Annotated in this window: 15 protein-coding genes and 1 pseudogene; 6 read left to right on the top strand and 10 right to left on the bottom strand. The window is 66.0% G+C overall.

Annotated elements, in window-relative coordinates; genetic code table 11:
* The first annotated feature begins 26 nt into the window (after window positions 1-26).
* Window positions 27-2,666 carry a heavy metal translocating P-type ATPase gene (locus ACLFKU_RS08550; protein WP_410848765.1) on the top strand — a complete coding sequence of 880 codons (2,640 nt, stop codon included), beginning with the start codon at window positions 27-29 and terminating at the stop codon, window positions 2,664-2,666.
* Window positions 2,667-2,855: 189 nt separating this feature from the next.
* The gene (locus ACLFKU_RS08545) at window positions 2,856-4,826 is read left to right on the top strand and encodes a Cache 3/Cache 2 fusion domain-containing protein (RefSeq protein WP_410848764.1); all 1,971 of its coding nucleotides are present in this window, start codon (window positions 2,856-2,858) and stop codon (window positions 4,824-4,826) included.
* Window positions 4,827-4,870: 44 nt separating this feature from the next.
* On the opposite strand, the gene ACLFKU_RS08540 is transcribed toward ACLFKU_RS08545, so the two are convergent.
* The gene (locus ACLFKU_RS08540; RefSeq protein WP_368583511.1) at window positions 4,871-5,524 is read right to left on the bottom strand and encodes a glutathione S-transferase family protein; all 654 of its coding nucleotides are present in this window, start codon (window positions 5,522-5,524) and stop codon (window positions 4,871-4,873) included.
* Between the two features lie 239 nt (window positions 5,525-5,763).
* Here ACLFKU_RS08540 and ACLFKU_RS08535 point away from each other — a divergent pair, with 239 nt between their 5' ends.
* Window positions 5,764-7,203: a polyhydroxyalkanoate depolymerase gene (locus tag ACLFKU_RS08535; RefSeq protein WP_410848763.1), complete on the top strand. Its 1,440-nt coding sequence runs from the start codon at window positions 5,764-5,766 to the stop codon at window positions 7,201-7,203.
* A gap of 4 nt (window positions 7,204-7,207) precedes the next feature.
* Here ACLFKU_RS08535 and ACLFKU_RS08530 read toward each other — a convergent pair whose 3' ends face one another.
* From ACLFKU_RS08530 to ACLFKU_RS08505, 6 genes and pseudogenes are all read right to left on the bottom strand, one after another.
* A complete protein-coding gene (locus ACLFKU_RS08530) occupies window positions 7,208-7,819 on the bottom strand; it encodes a flavin reductase family protein (protein WP_368583509.1) in 612 nt (203 codons plus the stop codon).
* A 75-nt stretch (window positions 7,820-7,894) separates the two neighbouring features.
* Window positions 7,895-8,770 (bottom strand): 3-hydroxyacyl-CoA dehydrogenase family protein, encoded by an 876-nt coding sequence (locus ACLFKU_RS08525; protein WP_410848847.1) that lies wholly within the window; start codon window positions 8,768-8,770, stop codon window positions 7,895-7,897.
* Between the two features lie 214 nt (window positions 8,771-8,984).
* Window positions 8,985-9,299, bottom strand: a complete 315-nt coding sequence (locus tag ACLFKU_RS08520; protein ID WP_368583508.1) for a hypothetical protein — start codon at window positions 9,297-9,299, stop codon at window positions 8,985-8,987.
* Window positions 9,300-9,779: 480 nt separating this feature from the next.
* Window positions 9,780-9,938 carry a hypothetical protein gene (locus ACLFKU_RS08515; protein WP_176107149.1) on the bottom strand — a complete coding sequence of 53 codons (159 nt, stop codon included), beginning with the start codon at window positions 9,936-9,938 and terminating at the stop codon, window positions 9,780-9,782.
* Between the two features lie 163 nt (window positions 9,939-10,101).
* A complete protein-coding gene (locus tag ACLFKU_RS08510) occupies window positions 10,102-11,472 on the bottom strand; it encodes a hypothetical protein (protein WP_410848762.1) in 1,371 nt (456 codons plus the stop codon).
* 151 nt (window positions 11,473-11,623) lie between these two features.
* A pseudogene (locus ACLFKU_RS08505) lies at window positions 11,624-12,157 on the bottom strand (MgtC/SapB family protein).
* Between the two features lie 222 nt (window positions 12,158-12,379).
* On the opposite strand from ACLFKU_RS08505, the gene ACLFKU_RS08500 reads away from it, so the two are divergent.
* Both ACLFKU_RS08500 and ACLFKU_RS08495 read left to right on the top strand, forming a co-directional pair.
* Window positions 12,380-13,513: an AGE family epimerase/isomerase gene (locus ACLFKU_RS08500; RefSeq protein ID WP_410848761.1), complete on the top strand. Its 1,134-nt coding sequence runs from the start codon at window positions 12,380-12,382 to the stop codon at window positions 13,511-13,513.
* A gap of 298 nt (window positions 13,514-13,811) precedes the next feature.
* A complete protein-coding gene (locus ACLFKU_RS08495) occupies window positions 13,812-14,015 on the top strand; it encodes a cold-shock protein (protein ID WP_013092907.1) in 204 nt (67 codons plus the stop codon).
* Between the two features lie 131 nt (window positions 14,016-14,146).
* Here ACLFKU_RS08495 and ACLFKU_RS08490 read toward each other — a convergent pair whose 3' ends face one another.
* Window positions 14,147-15,769 carry a methyl-accepting chemotaxis protein gene (locus ACLFKU_RS08490; RefSeq protein WP_410848760.1) on the bottom strand — a complete coding sequence of 541 codons (1,623 nt, stop codon included), beginning with the start codon at window positions 15,767-15,769 and terminating at the stop codon, window positions 14,147-14,149.
* A gap of 283 nt (window positions 15,770-16,052) precedes the next feature.
* Here ACLFKU_RS08490 and ACLFKU_RS08485 point away from each other — a divergent pair, with 283 nt between their 5' ends.
* The gene (locus ACLFKU_RS08485; protein ID WP_176120798.1) at window positions 16,053-16,487 is read left to right on the top strand and encodes a PaaI family thioesterase; all 435 of its coding nucleotides are present in this window, start codon (window positions 16,053-16,055) and stop codon (window positions 16,485-16,487) included.
* 86 nt (window positions 16,488-16,573) lie between these two features.
* Here the strand turns inward: ACLFKU_RS08485 and ACLFKU_RS08480 are convergent, their stop codons facing one another.
* Window positions 16,574-17,422 (bottom strand): ureidoglycolate lyase, encoded by an 849-nt coding sequence (locus tag ACLFKU_RS08480; RefSeq protein WP_368583504.1) that lies wholly within the window; start codon window positions 17,420-17,422, stop codon window positions 16,574-16,576.
* 52 nt (window positions 17,423-17,474) lie between these two features.
* Entirely contained in the window at window positions 17,475-18,218 is a 744-nt protein-coding gene (locus ACLFKU_RS08475) for an SDR family oxidoreductase (protein WP_176107144.1), read from the bottom strand.
* Window positions 18,219-18,227: the final 9 nt, after the last annotated feature.

Below are 18,227 nucleotides of genomic sequence, written 5' to 3'. Positions count from 1 at the left end.
CGATGCCGCCACGAGCCTTGCCTGCCATGACCGGACTTGCCAACCCGCAGCGCCCCGCCGACGCTGCCGCTTCCCCTTCACTTACGCGCGTCGTCGAACTCGACATCGGCGGGATGACTTGCGCGTCGTGCGCGAGCCGCGTCGAAAAAGCGCTGACCAAGCTGCCGGGGGTGGCGCGCGCATCGGTGAATCTCGCGACCGAGCGCGCCCGGGTGGAAAGCGACGCGACGCTCGCGCCTCAGCAACTGGCCGATGCCGTGCGCAAGGCCGGATATGAAGCAACGCCGGTCGCTAACCCCGATGTCGCCGAACAGACAATCGCGCCGCTTGCCGCGGCACCCGCCGACACGCCGCCAACCACTGAACTGGAGATTGGCGGCATGACCTGCGCCGCCTGCGCGTTGCGCGTCGAAAAGGCGCTCGCGAAGGTGCCTGGCGTCGTGCGCGCGTCGGTCAATCTGGCGACCGAAACCGCCACCGTTCATCCGCAAGGCACCGCATCCGCCGATGCCGCCGCGCTGATCGCCGCCGTCAGGAAAGCCGGCTACGAAGCGACGCTGAGCGCGCCGCCTGCTGCTGTCGCTCCGGCCGAGCCGACGGCAGCGACGGCCGCCTCGACTGGCGACGTCAGCGAGATCCTCGACACGACGCACGCCCCGGCCGTCGACCGCAAGCAGATTCAAATCCGCCGCGACCTCGCGAGCGTGGTCGCGTCCGCGTTGCTGACGCTGCCGCTCGTCGCGCCGATGTTCGGCGAATGGTTCGGCCTGCACGCAATGCTGCCGGCGTGGCCGCAGTTCGTGCTCGCGTCGATCGTGCAGTTCGTGTTCGGCGCGCGCTTCTATCGCGCCGCCTGGCACGCGGTGCGCGCCGGCGCGGGCAACATGGACCTGCTGGTCGCGCTCGGCACGTCGGCGGCGTACGGCATCAGCGTCTACGAACTCGCTCTGCATCGGGGCGACACGATGCATCTGTACTTCGAGGCATCGGCGGTCGTGATCACGCTGGTGCGCTTCGGCAAATGGCTCGAGGCGCGCGCGAAGCGCCAGACCACCGACGCGATCCGCGCGCTCAACGCGCTGCGCCCCGAGCGCGCGCGCATCCGCGACGGCGCCGGCGAACGCGAGGTACCGCTCGCGCAGGTGCGGGTCGGCACCATCGTGATCGTCCGGCCGGGCGAGCGCGTGCCGGTCGACGGCGCAGTGCTCGAAGGCCGCACGCATATCGACGAAGCGCTGATCACCGGCGAAAGCCTGCCGGTGCCGAAGCAGACCGGCGACGCCGTCACGGCCGGCTCGATCAACGGCGAAGGCGCGCTCGTGGTGACGACCACCGCGATCGGCGCGGAGACGACGCTCGCGCGCATCATCCGGCTCGTCGAAAGCGCGCAGGCCGAGAAGGCGCCGATCCAGCGCCTAGTCGACCGCGTCAGCGAAATCTTCGTGCCGGCCATTCTCGCGCTCGCCGCGCTGACCCTCATCGGCTGGCTGATCGCCGGCGCGGGCGCGGAAACCGCGATCCTGAACGCGGTCGCGGTGCTGGTGATCGCCTGCCCGTGCGCGCTTGGACTCGCGACACCCGCCGCGATCATGGCCGGCACCGGCGTCGCCGCGCGCCACGGCGTGCTGATCAAGGACGCGGAAGCGCTGGAAGTCGCGCATCGCGTGTCGATCGTCGCGTTCGATAAAACCGGCACGCTGACGCTCGGCCAGCCATCAGTGACGGCGTTCGAGCCGGTCGGCAGCACGAGCCGCGACGAAGCGCTCGCGCTCGCGGCGGCGGTGCAGCGGCATAGCGATCATCCGCTGGCGCGGGCGGTGGTGCGCGCGTACGAGGCTCAACTCGGGCGAATCGCTGGCGAACCCGGCGGGCCAACCGCCAGCGCCGCTCGCGCCGTCGCCGGCCGGGGCGTCGAAGCCGACGTCGACGGCCGCACCCTCGCGCTCGGCAGCACGCGCTGGCTGCGCGAGCTCGACATCGCATTGCCGGCCGCGCTCACCGCGCGCGCGCAGGAACTCGAAGCGGCGGACAACACGGTGTCGTGGCTGATGACGCGTGCGCCGGACTCCCCCGAAGCGCTCGCGCTGATCGCGTTCGGCGACACGGTGAAGCCGACCGCGCGCGCGGCCGTCGCGCGGCTCGCGCAAATGGGCATCCGCAGCGTACTCGTGACCGGCGATAACCACGGCAGTGCGGCGAGCGTCGCGCGGGCGCTCGGCATCGACGAATTTCACGCCGAGGTGCTGCCCGACGACAAGGCCCGGGTGATCCGCGACCTGAAGATGCGCCACGCCGGCATCGTCGCGATGGCTGGCGACGGCATCAACGACGCGCCCGCACTCGCCGCCGCTGACATCGGCATTGCGATGGCGACCGGCACCGACGTCGCCATGCACGCGGCCGGCATCACGCTGATGCGCGGTGACCCGGCGCTGGTCGCCGATGCGATCGACATCTCGCGCCGAACCTGGCGCAAGATCCAGCAGAACCTGTTCTGGGCATTCGTGTACAACCTGATCGGCATTCCGCTGGCCGCGTTCGGCTTACTCAATCCGATGCTGGCGGGCGCGGCGATGGCGTTTTCGAGCGTCAGCGTCGTCACCAATGCGCTGCTGCTGCGGACGTGGCGCACAGCGCGCGGTCGCACCGTCGATCAGGCGCGTTGAGTAGCGAAGAACACCCTTCCCGCCTTCCGTCTCGTCCTTTTTGGGGCCCGCTGCGGCCCCTTTCGACCTGTTACGGCCGGCTTACATTCACCCTCAAGCCCGCCCTCTCCGAGCCGTAAACAAGTCAATCGATGCCCGATCGCGGCCACGCCCGACGAGCATCGCCTAATCCCCATTTCACGCCTGCCCATGAACTCACTCTTCTCGCGCCGCGCCAGCGTCGGCGCCCGGCTTGCCGTGCTCTCGTGCGTGCTGGTCGCGGTAATTTTCAGCACCTTCGCGTGGGCGCTCGCACGCGCCGCCGGCGACCAGGTGCGCGACCAGGTGCTCGCGCGCATCGCCGAAAAAGACCGCTCGATCGCCGCGATGATCGCGCTGTTCGACCAGGCGCTGTCGGCCGAGGTCGATCGGTCGATGGCGCTATTCGCGAGCTTCCTGCCCGCCGACTTCTCGCTCGACGACACGCAGAAAGTCGACATCGGCGGCACCGCGACGCCGACTTTCAAAGCCGGCGACAAGGTGCTGAACCTCGACTTCACGATTCCCGACCAGTTCCTCCAACGCAGCGGCGCGATCGCGACCATTTTTGCGCGCAGCGGCGACGATTTCGTGCGCGTGACGACGTCGCTGAAGAAGCAGGACGGCACCCGCGCGATCGGCACGCTGCTCGACCGCAAGGGGCCCGCGTATGCGCCTCTGCTCGCGAACCGCACGTACACCGGCCTCGCCCCGCTGTTCGGCAAGCGCATGATCACGCAGTACAAGCCGATCACCGACGCGAGCGGCCGGGTGATCGGCGCGCTGTTCGTCGGCGTCGACGTGGACAAGGAGATCCAGTCGGTCCAGGACGGCATCCGCGCGCTGAAGATCGGCACGAGCGGCTATTACTTCGTGCTCGATGCGTCGAGCGGCGCGGAGCGCGGCAAGCTGCTCGTGCATCCGGCCGCCGCAGGCCAGAAAGCCGACGACGCGAACGCACCGTATCAGCGCATGCTCGACATGAAGCAGGGCGAGCTCGACTACCGCTCGGCCGACGCGACGCTCGGCGAGAGCGACGCGCGCGACAAGTTCGTGTCGTTCGTCACGGTGCCGGAGTGGCAGTGGCTCGTCGGCGGCGTCGCGCCGCGCGACGAAGTGATGGCCGACGTCGTGCGCACCCGCAACGCGTTCCTGCTGGTCGGCCTCGCGCTGGTAGGCCTGTTCGCGATCGTGTTCCTCATCGCGGTGCGGCGGCTCGTCAGCCGTCCGCTCGACGAAGCTGCGCGGGCGTCCGAGCGTCTTGCCGCGGGCGATCTGAGCGTGCGCCTCGCACACGGCCGCGCGCGCGCCGACGAGATCGGCCGTCTGATGCAGGCGATCGACGGCATCGGCGAAGGCCTCGCGCGCATCGTCGCGCAGGTGCGCAACGCGTCGGCCGACATGTCGGCGGGCACCGAGAAAATCGCCGCCGGCAGCGGCAACATCGCGATGCGCATCGCGACCCAGGCAAGCAGCCTCGAGGAAACTGCCGCGAGCATGGAGCAGATCACATCGACCGTGCAGCAGAACGCTGATAACGCGACCGAAGCGAACACGCTCGTCACGCAAGCCGCCGACGCCGCGCTCGAAGGCGGCCGCGCGGTCGAACGCGTGGTGTCGACGATGGGCGAGATCGGCCGCTCGTCGCAGAAAATCGCCGAGATCACGACGGTGATCGAGGGCATCGCCTTCCAGACCAACATCCTCGCGCTGAACGCGGCCGTCGAGGCGGCGCGCGCGGGCGAGCACGGCAAGGGTTTCGCGGTCGTGGCGTCGGAAGTGCGCGCGCTCGCGCAGCGCAGCGCGGCCGCGGTGAAGGAGATCGAGGGGGTGATCGCGGCGTCGGGCGCGAACGTCGACAGCGGTTTTCGCATCGCCGAAGAAGCGAGCGCGACGATGCAGGGAATCGTCACTCAGGTCGGTCAGGTCCGCGCGATCATGAGCGAGATCAACGTCGCGTCGCGCGAGCAGTCGGGCGGCATCGAGCAGGTCAACCGGGCGGTCACGCAGATCGGCGAGGCGACGCAGCAGAATGCGACGATCGTCGTCGATGCGGAAACGGCGGCGGCCGAGTTGCGCGAGCAGGCTGCGCGGCTCGCCCAACTGGTCAGCGTGTTCAAGCTAGAAGGCGAGCGCGGCTAACGGATCTGCTTGCTGCGGGCGCCGGCGCACGACGCCCGCAGCGCTCAGAACTCCACGTCCAGTTCGTCGATCTCCTCGACCTCCTGCCGCGCGAGCGCGATCCACTCGCGCATTTCGGGCAGCGCCATGATGTGCTGCCCGTATTCGACGATATCCGGATCGAGTTGCACGTCATAGGTCACGAAACGTGTGACCACCGGCGCGTACATCGCGTCCGCCGCGGTCCGCTCGCCGAACAGGAACGGGCCGCCGTACTCCTTCAGGCATTCACGCCAGATCGTCACGATCCGCTCGATATCCGACTGCGCGCGCGCCCAGACCTTGAAGCCCGGGAAATGCGCCTTCAGGTTCATCGGCAGCGCCGAGCGCAACGACGCAAACCCGGAATGCATCTCGCCGCAGATCGAGCGGCAATGCGCGCGGGCGCGGACCTCGTGCGGCAACAGCGCGGCTTGCGGCTTCAGCTCGTTCAGATATTCGGCGATCGCCAGCGTGTCCCAGACCTTGACGCCGTCGTGCACGAGGCATGGCACCAGAATCGACGGCGATAGCAGCAGTAGTTCGGCGCGCGTCGCGGGGTCGTCGATCGGCACGACGAGCTCTTCGAACGGCAAGCCGCTGAACTTCGTCAGCAGCCAGCCGCGCAGCGACCAGGACGAATAGTTCCTGCTGCTAATCGTGAGCGTAGTATTTCCCATGCGTGTGTCCTCCAGATCCGGTATCGCGCCGCGCGTGCCTGCACTCATGCACGCCACGGTGCGCGCGCGCACCAAAGCGCGGCAAGGCCGGCCCGTTTCGCCTACGCATGCAAGTGATATGCCGACGCACGCAGACATGCCGCGACATAGCTCGGCACACCGGGCGACGCGCGCCAGCGCCTGGCGCACCGCTTGCTTTTATTCGGGTTCCTGTTTTTCTGGCGCATTCGAGTGAAAGTATGAATCTGTTCGCCTATCCCGCCTATCAGGCCTGCGCCGACATGCTGCTGCCGCTGCGACACGGCGCGGCGCTGGCGAACCACTCGCTCGGTGCGTGGCCCGCATTCGCGGCTACGCCCCACGGACGCTCGCTGCGCGCGACCTGCGAACTGCTGATACTCGGCGGACTCACGCCGACGCGGCCGCCGTTCGGCATCGACAGCGTCGTCACCGAAGGCGAGCCGGTCGCGGTGATCGAGGAAGTCGTCGCGCGCACGCCGTTCTGCTCGCTGCTGCACTTTCGCAAGGACGCCGTGCTTTCAACGCCGCAGCCGCGCGTGCTGATGATTGCGCCGATGTCGGGACACTTCGCGACGCTGCTGCGCGCAACCGTGCGCACGATGCTGCCCGAGCACGACGTCTATATCACCGACTGGCACAATCCGCGCGACGTGCCGCTCGGCGAGGGCCGCTTCGGCTTCGACGAATTCGTGCGCCACGTGATCGACTTCACCGCGACGATCGGGTCCGGCACGCATCTGCTCGCTGTCTGCCAGCCGACCGTCGCGGCGCTAGCCGCCGTCGCGCTGATGGCCGCCGACGACCATCCCGCGCAGCCGGCCAGCATGACGCTGATGGCCGGCCCGATCGACACGCGCATCAACCCGACGCGCGTCAACGAACTGGCGAGGAGCCGGCCGATCGAGTGGTTCGAGCGCAACCTGATCAGCGCGGTGCCGTTCGGTTTTGCCGGCGCGCAGCGTCGCGTGTATCCGGGTTTCGTGCAATTGGCCGCGTTCATGGCGATGAATCCGGGCCGCCACGCCGAGTCGTTCGAAACGATGTACTACGAGCGCGGCAAGGGCGATCCACAAAAGGCCGACACGATTCGCACGTTCTACGAAGAGTACTTCGCGACGATGGATCTGACCGCCGACTTCTATCTGGAAACCGTCGACACGGTTTTTCAGCAGCATGCGCTGCCGTTGCGCGCGCTCGAAGTCGAGGGGCGTCTGGTCGAGCCATCGAAGATTCGCCGCACCGCATTGCTGACCGTGGAAGGGGAAAAGGACGATATCTGCGCAGTCGGTCAGACGCTCGCCGCGCAGGACATGTGCGATCGTCTGCGGCCGTATCTGAAGACGCATTACGTGCAAACGGGCGTCGGCCACTACGGTGTGTTCAGCGGACGTCGCTGGGAGCGGCACATTTATCCGCGCGTGCGGGCCGTGATTTACGACAACGAACCGCGCGCGGTGCTCGTCAGTTCGCGCGCGCGTCCGATCCAGCCGGTGCCCGCGGCGACCGCGGCGGAAGTCGCGGCGGCCGCGCCGGTCGCGGCCTCCGTTGTCGGGGTGGAGGTGGATGCGCCCGTAGGCGGAAGCGGGAGCGGCAACTGCGATTCGTCGGCCCAATCGTCCGGGCAGTCGTCGCGCAAACCGCCGTCCGCGACGTCCTGAGCGTTCAGGCCGTGGGCCGGATCATCTGGAACATCTCGCCGATCTGCGCATAGTCGGCGCGATAACCCGCGCGCATGATCGGCTGTGCGGCATGCGTGTCGAACAGGCCGTCCTTCAGATACGCCTCGTCGATGTGCACGCCGACCACCTGGCCGAGCGACAGATAGTTGTCCATCGGCTTGCCGTCGACATCATGCAGACGCACGATCTGCAGCAGCTTGCATTCGAGCGCAGCGGGCGATTCGGCCACGTGCGGCACCGCCACGTTGCGGCCCGGCGCCGGCGTGAGCCCGGCCAGTGCGAACTCGTCGACGTGGGGCGCGACCGGCGCCGACGAGCGGTTCATCTGCTCGGCGAGCGGCCGGGTGGCGAGATTCCACACGAATTCGCCGGTCGCCTCGATGTTGGCGAGACTGTCCTTGCGGCCCTCGCTGCTAAAACCGATGATCGGCGGAAAGGTCGCGAACGCGCCGAAAAAGCTGTACGGCGCGAGGTTGAGCGAGCCTTCGGCATCGCGTGACGAAATCCAGCCGATCAGCCGCGGCGCGACGATCGCCTTGAAAGGATCGTGCGGCAGGCCGTGACCGGCGGCGGGGTCGTAAAAGTAGTGAGGCATGAATTGAGACTTGAGTGATAGTCAGCGCAAAAAAGGGGAGCAGAAGCAGGTCCGGAACGGCTATTTATAACAGCACTAGCCGCGCCCGATCACGCGCTTGCGCCCCTCCTTGACCCGCGCGATGCGCTCCTCGTCCCAATCATGAAAACCCGCGCCGCTGCGCACGCCGAGCCGCCCGGCGTCGACCTGCGCGCGCAGCAGATCGATCACGTCCTCATCCTTTGCGAGTTGCGGCATCAGATGCGACGCGATGTCGACGAAGGTGTCGAGCCCGCCCATATCCGCGCTTTCGAACGGTCCGACGATGCCCCAGCGGCGTCCGAGTGAAGCCTTCATCACGCGATCGACAACTTCGGGCGTTGCTGCCCCCGAACGCACGATATGCAAGGCCTCGCGCAGCACCGCGAACTGCAGCCGATTGCCGACGAAACCAGGAATCGCCTTCGCGAGCACGACCGGTTCCATGCCGATCGCGCTCATCAGCGCAGCGGTTTGTTGCACGACTTCGGGGGCGGTCTCGGTGCCCGGCACGACCTCGACGAGCGGGATCATGTGCGGCGGGTTCCAGAAATGCGCGATCACGAAACGTTCTTTCGCGCGCAGCGGGGTGGCGAGCTGGTCGGGCGGGAAGCCGCTGGTGTTGCTCGCGAGGATCGCATCGTCGGCGAGCAGGCCGGTCAGTGTCGTGTAAAGGCGATGCTTGAGTTCGAGCACCTCGGGAATCGCCTCGATCACGAAGCGCGCTTGCGCGACCGCATCGAGCTGCGCATGCGTTTCGATGCGCGCGAGCGCTGCCTGTTTGGCGGCATCATCGATCCGGCCCGCGTCGATCAGCTCGTCGAGCACCGCTTGCGCTTTCGGCGCGACGCTCGCGAGCCTGGCCGGATCGACGTCGTGAACGATCGTCCGGTATCCATGCAGCGCGGCCTGCGTCGCAATGCCGACACCCATCAGTCCCGTGCCCACCACCCCTATCGCTACATCCTGCGTCGTCTTGTCCACCCGCACTCCCACCACCGTCGATCAAAGTCCCGAAGCATAGCGCAGCACGCAGCAATACCCCGGTCGGACCTGCAAGCCCAAATGCGACGAAGCCGGCCTTCCCGCGGAGAGAAGGCCGGCTTCGTGGACGCGCGCCGCCTGTTGCGGCGCGGTCAGGTCCGCATTAGTAGCGCGGGGGCGGCGGGCGGTGATCGTCGTGATAGCCGCCGCGATGGTGCGGATCGTAGTCGTGCGGATGACGGCGCATCCAGTCGTCGTGCGCCCAGTAGCGGTGGCCGTCCCAGTAACGATCGCCGTGCCAGCCGATGTTGATCGACAAGCCCACCGGCATCGTGTGCGGTTGACCGTACACGACCGGCGCCGGGCCGTGCTCGACGATCACGCGGTCTTGCGCGAATGCGCTACCAGCCGCGACGAGTGCGCCGCCCGCGAGCAGCGTTGCGATCAGTGAGCGCGATGCCTTGCCAAAGGTTTTCATAATGACCTCCCGTCAAAGTTTTATTCCAGGCCAGCGTCCGTGTTTGTCCGGATCGTTCGATTCGCTTCCGAACCAGACGCCGTACGCTTGAGACCCACTTTAGCGGCCAGGATCGCGTAGAGACGTTAGCACTTGTAAGCGTGCATTTCATAGTTGGCGGCGGATGATCGAAGCTCGATTTCGCCTTCTCACTGCATTGAACAAGGCTTACGCGGCGGCACCGTCGTTCGACCCGCTGAACCGGCATGAAAGCCGGTTACATTCATTTCGGCCCCGAAATATTTCGCAAGGAATCGGACGAGTGCAGCAGGCCTGGTGCGGGCAAGGCCAGCCTCGTCGCGCAATGGTGCATCGCGGTAACAGAATCCCCAAAGACAAAGAGCCACGATCCGCATTTCGCGAATAGTGGCTCGATGAATAATGCACCCGAAGTGCGCGCCCCAGCGCGTCGTGTCGCGCTCAGGACGGTTACGGCTGGACCTAGTCCGTCAGCTTGATGCCGAACAGCGTGGACTGCGCGCGGCGCAGACGCTCCGCTTCGCGGGCACGCGCCGCATACGAATAGTCCGAATCCAGCGGCAGATGAGGCGACGCAAAGAGGTCGCTGATCTTTTGGAACAGTGCAAAGATGAAGCTCATGGCGACTCCCGGTTAGTGACTGCATTGCTAGGGTTTTCCCTTAGCCATGATTATAGGGGTTTCCCCTAGGAAAAAGCTAGTGCAATGCAGCAAAATTTCGGTGGGGTGGGTTGTCGCGATGCCATTGGGCCGGGAGGTGTTGCATCGCGACAACATCCCCGATTCATCGCCCGGGCGGGTGGCCGTGCTGAGCACGAGTGCGTCTCGCGTGCGTCGGCGTAGCGCTGGACTGTACGGGCGCGTTTGGGGGCGCCGCGGTGGGCGTCGTGACGGCGGCGGGCGCGGACGCCGAATTCGCCGTCGCGGCCATCGCCGTATGCGCGTCGAGCAGGCTAACCATCGCCGCTTGCTGGTTCTGCATCATCTGTTCGATGCGCTGTTGCTGGGCCGTCGTTTCGTGCGTGAGGCGCATCAGCAGCAGCGTCTGCGCGATGCCGATCGCCACCGTCACCAGCAGCGCACCGACCACGACCGACAGCATCCATTTCACGCGCCGCGAATGATCGGTCGCGGCGCGGCGCTGATCGGCGATCACGCCATAGAGCGCATCGACCGTATCGGCGAATGCGGTGGCACGCGCGTGGTCGAGTTCCGGTTCCGAGCGTAGCGCGGCGGCGGCCGCGTCGGTGCGGCGCGCGTCACGCCATGACGTGGCGAATCCGGTGTGGTTATCTGCGGACGCGGGCCGCGGTGTCGTCAACGGCGCGTTGGTCGAGGGCTTGTGGTCCGGCTTCGCCGTTACAGCCTCTGGCGAGGCGGACTGCGTGCGCGTCGCGGACTCGATGGTGGACTGGCTCGCGCTACTGTCGTCGGTCGTGGCGGACGTTGCGAACGACGCTGGAATCGCAGCCGCAGTCGCATCGCGCGATGCCGTCGCGGCTCTCGCAAAGGTCGCGGCGAAACGCTGCTGCGGCTTGCCCGCGCCCGCCGTCGCTGCCGACTCCGCTTCAGCCGCCTGACGCAATGCGGTCACGCTGCGCGCGACGGTCGCGGCGGCCATCGCCGAACTCAGCGGCGCGGATGACTCACGCGAAAGCGGGGTGGGTTTGTCGTCGGTGTTGGCTTCGGCGTTCGGCGTTGCTACATCCGGGCCGCCGTTCGCGAGCTTGCTGGCGGGCGCATCCGCAGCCGCCATCGACGGCTCGACGTCAAACCCGCTCAACTGCTCGTTCACCGGCATCGGTACATCCAGCTTCGCCGCACGCGGTGCGCGGCGCGTTGTCTTGTCGAGCGCAATGTGTTCATCGAATGCGCCGACCGCCTGCAGCACCACGTCCGGCAATTCGAAGCCGTGCAGCGTGCCCTGACGGACGTCGATGTTCATCGCCTCGAGCGTCGCGCGGGTTGGATCGTCAGGGAACAGGTCGAGCGTGCTGTCGTCGCGGGCGACGCCGCTCAATTGCGCGAGGCGTTGCGCCGAGCGCGCCGCGCGCGCCAGTTTGTTTTCGGTTTCAGTGGAGACGGCGCCCTGCCGCTGCTTCTTCGAAGCGACGCGCCGGGGCCTGGACTGCGGGGATGCTGCGGAATCTGCCATAGAGGAAAAAGCGGTCGTCGCCAGGAACGGGCGCCGGATGCCGCTCGTCATTGCCGTTGGAATATTTTAGAGCCAGCATTGTCGCATGGCGCTCCGCCCGCGCCGAAGCCTTTCCCCGACGATTTGCGCGCTTGCGAGCCCCTCGCGCGTGTCACGACCTCGCGTCGTCGCCGCGGAATTCCCGCACGCCAGGCAATTGCCGAAGGCGCGCGCAGATCGACTCGTATTCCGCGTTCGACACACGGTGCAGCGTGATGATCACTTCGTCGCACTCGTTCGCCTCGTCACTTTGCTGCATCACGAATTGCTTGACGCGGGGACTCGCGGCGCCGAGTTCGTCGTGCAGCGAATGGAACGTCAGCGCGCCGCGCTCGACCACCCGCTCGCGGCGGTCGTGAGCCCGCGCACGATTTCGCCGCGCAGCAGGATCGAGCCCGCCCCCAAGAAAGCCGATGCCCGACACGACCAGGGCGGCCATCCGCGACGGATCGAGGATCACGTGCTCGCCAAGCACCGCGGCGAAGCCATACGCGGACACGATCATGACGAGCGCCGAGCCCACGCAGACCAGCATGCGCGTGCGCAAGCCCGCCGCCCACGACAGCCGCTCCCGCTCGTAGCCGATCACGCTGCCGAGCACCGCGGCCAGCACCAGACGGGAGATCAGTTCGAGATCACTGAGTATCGTTGTTCCTCCTTATGTGAAATGAGCTGCAGCGAGGGCACAGCGCACGTCACGCCTCGTAGTCGTCGAGCATTCCGGACGCTTGACTCGAGGTGTCAGCGCGAGGCGTTTGCTTTATGCTAGGCCGCAGACCATAGCGACCTGGCCGAGCGGAACCCTGAGCCGCCACCCTGAGCGCCGCCTCGATACACTGCGCACGTTACGCGCCCGAACCAACCGACCATGCCAAGCACGACCCCTCCCCCTGCTTCGACGACCACCACCGCGAACGCGCTGCGCGAGCACTTCGCGAACGTGGTGCTGCCGATGTGGCGCGGGCCCGGCTTCAACCACGCGCTGCAGCTGCCCTACGAAGCGCTCGACGCCACCGGAGGCGAGCCGCTGCCCGCGCAACGCTATCGGGCGATGGCGTGCGCGCGGCAGTTGTTCACGTTTGCGCAAGCGGGCGATATGGAACACGCGCGCGTGCTGTTCGATTCGCTGACGCGCACCTTTCGGGACGCCGACCACGGCGGATGGTTTTACAGCGTCGACGCGCTCGGCGTACCGCTCGACACGACCAAGGACCTCTACACGCACGCGTTCGTCGTGTTCGCTTGCGCGGAATACGCGCGGCGCTCCGCCAACCTCGACGCGCTGAAGCTCGTGCACAGCACGACCGCGCTGATCCAGTCGAACTTCGCGGCCGACGGCGATCTGTTCAACGCCGCGCTGAACGCCGACTTTTCGAAGGTCACCGCCACGCCGCTGCAGAATCCGCTGATGCACCTGACCGAAGCGTGGCTCGCCGCCTGCCAGGCGACGCGCGACAACGTCTTCGGCGCCGCGGTGCGCCGGCTCGCCGGCGCGGTCGCGCGACACTTCGTGCATGCGCCGAGCGGCTGCATCGCGGAATTGCCGATCGGTGCGAGCGACAACCGTCTTGAGCCGGGACATCAGTTCGAGTGGTATTGGCTGGTCAGGCAGGGGGGCGCGCTGTTCGACGGTACCGGGCTAATCGAAGCGCTGGCGCGCGCCTTCGCTTTCGCGCAGCAGCATGGCGTGGACGCGAACAACGGCGGGGTGTGCGCATCGCTCGACGAGGCTGGCAACGTCAACGACGCGACGCAGCGGATCTGGGCGCAGACTGAATACCTGCGCGCGCTCGCCTGTCACGACGATCCGGCCGTGCGTGCGGCGCTGCCGCAACAGATCGCACGTTTTCAGCGATGCTTTTTGCATGACCATGGCTGGTTCGAATGCAAGACGTCGAGCGGGGAAGTTGCGCGCGACGACATGCCGTCAACCACGCCCTATCACCTGGCCACCGCCTATGCAGCACTGCCCGCGGGTGACGAATCGGGAGCGGGAACTTAGGCGAATTTGGACATCGATAGATGAAATTGGACGCTTGATCGTCTCAATAAAGAGCGCATGCCCGGACGGAGATCCGCTGCCGCTTCGCAAGGAAAATTTGATGCCGCTGGTAAACCCTGGCGCAAAAAAGTTCTCGCCAGACGTTCTCAAGGCGCGAAAAAACATCAAAACCGGGAATACCCGGATGCATGTTGATTGGCGTCTGTCATAAAGACGTGATACAACTCTCCCCTCGCGCTCGCTTTGCATTCGAGCAATGCGGTCGCGATGCAATACACAACATTTATTTGGATTAAAAATGGCAACAGGTACTGTTAAGTGGTTTAACGATGCAAAGGGCTTTGGCTTCATCACCCCGGACGACGGCGGCGAAGACCTGTTTGCACACTTCTCGGAAATCCAGGCATCGGGCTTCAAGTCCCTGCAGGAAAACCAGAAGGTGTCGTTCGAAGTCAAGCAAGGCCCGAAGGGCAAGCAGGCTGCAAACATCCAGTCGATCTAAGTACCTTCAGGTACTTTGAGGCAGACTTGGACGTCACGATAGGCGCCTCCATAGGCCCTTGCGTCTAATGCAAATGGCTCGCAATATGCGAGCCATTTTCTATTTCTGCGTCGTTTTCAAGCGTCGCCGCTTTAAAGGGCATGCGTCGCGGTTAATGCGTATTCAGCATTGGCGGCGGAGATTGCTCCGCGCTGTTGCGTGCGCAACACACTTTCAGAAATTTCGAATACCGAAACGGCCTGTTTCAACTGCTCGGTTTGCTGATGCAGCGAAGCCGCCGCCGCCGCAGCCTGCTCGACGAGCGCCGCGTTCTGCTGCGTCATCTCGTCCATCTGCACGACCGCCTGGTTCACCTGCTCGATACCTGTGCTCTGCTCGAGCGACGACGCGCTGATTTCGGCCATCATCTGCGTGACGCGCGAGATCGACGCCGACACATGGCTCATCGCTTCGCCGGCGCGCTCGACCAGCGCCGAGCCGCCCTGAATCTCCGCGACCGATTCGCTGATCAGCGTCTTGATTTCCTTCGCCGATTGCGCGCTGCGTTGCGCGAGACCGCGCACTTCGCCGGCCACGACCGCGAAGCCGCGGCCCTGCTCGCCGGCACGCGCCGCCTCGACGGCGGCATTGAGCGCGAGGATGTTGGTCTGGAACGCGATACCGTCGATCACCGAAATGATCTCGGCGATCTTATCCGAGCTCTGCGCGATGCCGCGCATCTTGTCGACCACCTGGCTGACGACTTCGCTGCCGCGCGACGTTGCATCGAGCGCGGTCTCGGCGAGCGCGTTGGCTTCGCGCGCGTGATCGGCGTTCTGGCGCACGGTCGCCGTCAGTTCCTCCATGCTCGACGCCGTTTCCTCGAGCGATGCCGCCTGGTCTTCGGTGCGCGCGGACAGATCGGCGTTGCCGGTCGCGATTTCGTTGGCGCCGAGATGGATCGAGTCGGCCGATTCGCGCACGCTCCTGACGGTGCGTGCGACGCTCGCCTGCATGGTGGCAAGGCCCGAGAACAGCCGGCCGATTTCGTTGCTGCCGCGCGCGGCAATCGGTTGATCGAGACGGCCTTGCGCGATGCGCTCGAAGTGGCGGCCCGCCTCCTCGAGCGGTGCCACGACGCCGCGGCGCAGCGCCATATAGACGGCGAGCGTGCCGGCGACCAGCACGAGCAGAATCACCACGCTGACGATGCGAAACGCCGCCACGCGCGCATCGATCGAAGCGAGCGACGCGCGGCTCGCGGCGTCGCCGAATTGCTCGAAGTTGTGCACTTCCGCCAGATAGGCGTCCTGAAACGATTGCGTGGGTTGATCGAGGAAGGCCTGAATGTTGTTCGAGTCGAGATACTGCACGAGCTCCGCGAGCGCGCCGTGCAGCGCCTTGTAGCGTTCGGCGAGCGCGGTGGCGCGCGCGCTGTCTTCGTCGCTGGTCTTCTGGGCGCTCATGAAGCCCGCGAAAGACTGATCGGCGGCGGCGAGCTGTTCGCGAGCGTGCTGCACGATGTCCGTCGGCTCGGCGCCGCCGCGCACCATGCGCGTGCCGGCGCGCGACAGGTTGATGCGCGCGTCCATCAGGCGCTGCGTCGTCTGGTTGACCGCGTCGACCTGCTTCAGCGCGATGCTCGCCAGATCGCCGACGTCGTCGTGCGTGCGCGTCAGCGACCAGAAGCCCAACCCTACCGTGACGAGTTGGAAGACGCAGAACGCGGCCAGAACACATAGCAGGCCGGATGCGACCTTGATCTTGCTGAACATCGGGGACACCTGGGAACAAAGGATGACGGAGGCTACACCAGGGTTAACGGCAGGCCGATTGGCGGCTTGAGGCCAATTCCCGCAAAAAGCGCTCTACGTGCCGGTTTCATCGTCGATCGTCGCGATTGAGGTTGTTTTGCGCAACAATGCGCTACTCATCGCGAGGATTCACCTTGCGCAGCGCAGCGGCACTTCCTAGAGTGGGTAGGGACCGCGTGGTGCTCGCCGCGCGGATGCTCCGTTGCACCGATGCACCACCCCGACCCTGCACGAAGGAACCACGATGACCGACCTACTCGACCGGGCGCGCGGCGCACTGCACGCCCAGCCGTTCAGCATGCTGCTAGGCGCGGAGTTGATGCACGCCAGCAGCGAAGAGCTCACCCTGTGTCTGCCGATTCGCGATGAACTGCGGCAGCAGCATGGTTTCGTGCATGGCGGCGTCATCAGCTATCTCGCCGACAATGCGTTGACGTTCGCGGGCGCGCTGTCGCTGGGTCCGAGAGTCGTGACCGGTGAATACAAGATCAACTACCTGCGCCCGGCCGTGAAGGGCACGCTGATCGCGCGCGCTAGCGTCGTCTATGCGGGCAGGCATCAGGCGACCTGCCAGTGCAGCGTGTTCGTGATGGAAGGGAACCGCGAGAAGCTGGTCGCGGTTGCGCAGGGGACCGTGAATCGGATTGGGGAGAATGGCGAGCAGGAGGCGGGGAGTTAAAGCCGCGCGGCATGGAAAAGGCCGCTCCTGCGCGTAACAGGAACGGCCTTGCATTTCACAGCGACAACACAGGAAGAGAGAGCGCGTTACTCCGCCGCGTAAGTCTTCTGCGTCTGCTCGCCCAGCCCTTCGATACCCAGACGCACCGTCTGCCCCGGCTTCAGGAATACCGGATTCGGCTTTACGCCCATGCCGACGCCCGGCGGCGTGCCGGTCGAGATCACGTCGCCCGGCTGCAGGCTCATGCACTGCGACACATACGACACCAGCTTTGCGACACTGAAGATCATCGTCTTCGTGCTGCCGTTCTGGTAGCGATGGCCGTCCACTTCGAGCCACATGCTCAGGTTCTGCGGATCGGCGACTTCATCGCGCGTGACGACCCACGGGCCGATCGGGCCGAACGTGTCGAAGCCCTTGCCCTTGTCCCAAGTGCCGCCGCGCTCGATCTGCCATTCGCGCTCCGACACGTCGTTGATCACGCAGTAGCCGGCCACGTGCTCGAGCGCGTTCGCTTCGTCGACGTACTTCGCCGCCTTGCCGATCACGACGCCGAGTTCGACTTCCCAGTCGGTCTTCTTCGAGCCGCGCGGGATTTCGATGTCGTCGTTCGGGCCGCTGATCGCGCTCGTCCACTTGTTGAAGATGACCGGTTCGGCCGGCACCGGCAGATTCGATTCCGCCGCGTGATCCGCGTAGTTCAGGCCGATGCAGATGAACTTGCCGATCTTGCCGACGCACGGGCCCACGCGCGGATTGCCTTCGACGACCGGCAGCGTTGCCGGGTCGAGTGCGCGCAGTTTCGCGAGGCTTTCGTCGCCGAGCACAGCGCCGTCGATATCGCCCACCACCTTCGACAGATCGCGAATCTTGCCTTGCGCGTCCAGCAGGCCCGGCTTTTCCTGGCCCTTCGGCCCATAACGAAGCAGTTTCATCGTTGCACTTTCCTTTACGTTCAGTAGTGTTCGGTTCGTCAATCAATCAGAATCAGTTCGACCATCCGCCGTCGATCACATGGAGCTGGCCCGTCGTGAACGACGACTCATCGGATGCGAGATACAGCGCGAGCGCGGCGATCTCCTCCGGCTTGCCGATGCGGCCCATCGGCTGACGCGCGACGAACGCGGCCTGCACCGCGTCGACGGACGCGCCCTGCGCCTGCGCCTGCGCGGCGATCCGCTGTTCGAGCGACGGCGAGGACACCGTGCCCGGGCAAATCGCGTTACAGCGTACACCACGCGTGACGAAATCCGCGGCGACGGACTTCGTCAGCCCGACCACCGCGGCTTTCGACGCACCGTACGCGAAGCGGTTCGGCACGCCCTTCACGCTCGACGCCGCCGACGACATGTTGATGATCGAGCCGCCGCCCTTCTCCAGCATGGCCGGCAAAAACGCGCGAATCATACGGTACATCGCCTTCGCGTTGAGGTCGAACGCGAAATCCCAGTCCTCCTCGCTGCACTCGAGGATATTGCCCGCATGCACGTAGCCCGCGCAGTTGAACAGCACGTCGATCGTGCCGACTTCCGCGGCAAGCGCCTTGATGGCCGCGCCGTCGAGCACGTCGAGCTTGCGCGCCTCGACCGGCTTGCCGGCGAGTCCGTCGATGCGGATATCGGTGGCGATCACGCGGGCGCCTTCGCGCGCGAAAAGTTCGGCGGTGGCGAGACCGATACCTTGTCCTGCCGCGGTGATCAGGGCCGTTTTGCCGGCCAGTCTTTGTGTCATCTACGACTC

The organism is Paraburkholderia sp. EG304 (assembly GCF_046543485.1).
Classification (GTDB): Bacteria; Pseudomonadota; Gammaproteobacteria; order Burkholderiales; family Burkholderiaceae; genus Paraburkholderia; species Paraburkholderia youngii.
Note: the sequence above shows the minus strand (reverse complement) of the source record. Positions and strands in the feature narration are given on the sequence as shown.